The following is a 2,927-nucleotide window of genomic DNA, read 5'->3' as shown; positions in this document are numbered from 1 at the left end:
GCGGGTGTAGCTCAATGGTAGAGCCCTAGCCTTCCAAGCTAGTTACGTGAGTTCGATTCTCATCACCCGCTCCATTAAAACAACTGATGTCAGTTGTTTTTTTATTCTTTGAGAAATTATGTTATTCTTAGATTAGCTCTTAAAAAGGCACATGGTTAAAAAAATTGACAGCTTCAAAAAATCGCTAAGGCGACTTTTTATTTTATATTTATACATCTATAGCTCAGCTGGATAGAGCGTTGGACTTCGAATCCAAGCGTCGCAGGTTCGAATCCTGTTAGATGTACCATAAACATAGTGATACCAATAGTTTATAGACAGTATAAACTATTGGTATTTTTTTTGTTATCTTCTTATATTTTTAGTGCAATATTTGAATATTGTTTCATAGTAACTAAAACTTTATAGTGTTATATGTATTATTTATTAGTTAATGTTAAATAATATTACAAGTAGATTTTAAATTGCATATAAAAATGTTTATATAAGGGGAGACTATAAATAATGAGAAAGTTATCAAATAAAATGCTATATAGATTTTTAGTAATGTTTTTAACTATATTATTATTTTTTAATAATTATTATACCTATGCTTATGCATATAGTATATATAAAGTAAATAGCAAGAGTGAAGTAAGATTAGAAGATGATTTTTATAATTACATAAATGATGATTGGCTAAGTAAAGCCAAATTACCTAAAGGTTATACAACCTATAGTTCTTTTGAAGAAGCAAATATAAAAGTAAAACAAGATTTAAAGAACATTATAAATGATATAAGAAGCAATAAAAATAAGTATCAAGATAGTAGTGAAGAAATAAAGATTCTAAATTTATATGATAATTATTTAGATGAAAATAATAAAAAAACAGAAGGAATAAAAATATTAAGAAATTATATAGAAAATATACATAATATACAGACACTAGATGATTTTAGAAATTATTTAACAGATTTAAATGCATTCTCTACGCAATCTATAATTAATATAGGAGTAGGAGCTGATTTGAAAAATAGCACTGTTAATATTCTTTATATAGGTGAAAGTGATCTTGGATTAAACAACTCAGAATATTATATAGAAAGAAATGATTTAAATAAAAAAATAGAAACTGAATATAAGAAATACATATCGAAATTATACAAGTTGATTGGAGAATCTAGAAACAATGCTAATAAGAAAGCAGATAGATTCTATGAAATGGAAAAAAAATTAGCTAAAAATATTCCTACTATAAAACAAAATGCAGAAGATTTAGATATAATAAAGAAATCTTACAATATATATTCAGTAAAAGAATTAGATGAATTAGCATCTAATATTAAATTTAATGAAATATTTAAGAAGTTAAATATAGATGATCCAAATAAAATAGTTGTAAATAATCCACAGTATATCAAACAATTAAATAAATTAATGATTGAAAATAATATTGAAGATATAAAATTATTTTTAGAAACTAATATACTTATGAAGAGTTCAGATTACTTATCAAAAGATTTTAGAGATGCCAGTGATGGTTTAAGTAAAACAATTTATGGAATAAAGGATAAAATAAGTGATGAAGAAAAAGCAATTAACTTAGTTAATTCAGTTTTAAGTGAGCCATTAGGAAAAATATATGTAAAAAAACATTTTAGTGAAGATTCAAAGAAAGAGGTAGAAACATTAACTTCTGAAATAATAGATAATTTTAAATATAGAATAAATAATTTAGAGTGGATGAGTGAAATTACAAAAGAAAAAGCAGTGAAAAAACTTAATAATATTAATGTTAAGATAGGATATCCAGATGTGTGGAGAGATTATGCACAATTAACAATAAAAAGTCACAATAATTGTGGATGTTTATTAGAAAACGTATTAAATGTATATAGTTTTCAATTAAAAGAAGAACTATCATTGTTAAATAAAGAAGTAGAACGTAATTCGTGGGAAATGTCACCTCAAACAGTTAATGCATACTATAATCCAACTAAAAATGAAATAGTATTTCCAGCAGCAATACTTCAGAAGCCATTTTATGATATAAAAAATAATAAAGTAGAAAATTTAGGGGGGATTGGAGCAGTTATTGGTCATGAGTTAACTCATGCATTTGATAATACTGGTTCTAAATTTGATGAATGTGGAAATTTAAATAATTGGTGGACAGATAAAGATTACAAAGAATTTAATATTAGAAGCAAGAGAGTAATGGATTATTACTCACATATCCAAATTAACAGTGGGGAATTTGTTGATGGAAAACTTACATCAGGTGAAAATATAAGCGATTTAGGTGGAGTTGCATGCATAATAGATATAGCTAATAACATTAATAATGTTAATTTAAAGGAGCTATTTAAAAATTACGCAATTATTTGGAGGGGAATTAATACTAAAGAAATGGAATCCTATCTTTTGAAAAATGATGTACATTCCCCTAAAAAGGCAAGAGTTAATATTGTATTAAGTCAATTTGAAGAATTTTATAATGTTTATGGTATAAAACAAGGCGATGATATGTATGTATCTCCAGAAAATAGAATAAAAGTATGGTAGGAAGTTAATAATATGGTAAAAACATAGCCTAGTGTATCCGCATATGGATAATTAAGAAAAATAAAACAAATAATAATAAATTAAAGATATTCTCTAATATCAGATAATTAGATATATATTTACATTATCTGATATGATAGAATAAATCTCGTCGCTGAGGTGACAACAAACAACACTCAAAATAATGTTTAAACAAAAACATTAAAAAAAGTGTTGACACAAATTGAGATAAATGATAATATTAAGAAGTCGCTTAAGTGCGACAGATTAAAACAAAAGTTGACAATAAAGTCAACAAAAAGAAAATTTGGTCTTTGAAAATTGAACAGAAATCAAGAAACATTAAAATAAACCAGCAATTCTTTATTTGAGTAAGTCAA

1 protein-coding gene and 2 tRNA genes are annotated in these 2,927 nt (G+C 25.0%); all 3 read left to right on the top strand.

Features of this window, described 5'->3' with window-relative positions; genetic code table 11:
- The 3 genes from RGC78_RS15970 (at position 1) to RGC78_RS15960 (ending at position 2,547) form a co-directional block, all read left to right on the top strand.
- A tRNA-Gly gene (locus RGC78_RS15970) sits at positions 1-74 on the top strand.
- Positions 75-212: 138 nt separating this feature from the next.
- Positions 213-289 (top strand) — tRNA-Arg (locus tag RGC78_RS15965).
- Between the two features lie 215 nt (positions 290-504).
- Complete coding sequence (locus tag RGC78_RS15960) at positions 505-2,547, top strand: M13 family metallopeptidase (RefSeq protein ID WP_252216952.1); 2,043 nt, start codon at positions 505-507, stop codon at positions 2,545-2,547.
- The last annotated feature ends 380 nt before the right edge of the window (positions 2,548-2,927 follow it).

It is taken from the genome of Clostridium aquiflavi (genome assembly GCF_031344075.1).
GTDB classification, from domain to species: domain Bacteria; phylum Bacillota; class Clostridia; order Clostridiales; family Clostridiaceae; genus Clostridium; species Clostridium aquiflavi.
Note: the sequence above shows the minus strand (reverse complement) of the source record. Positions and strands in the feature narration are given on the sequence as shown.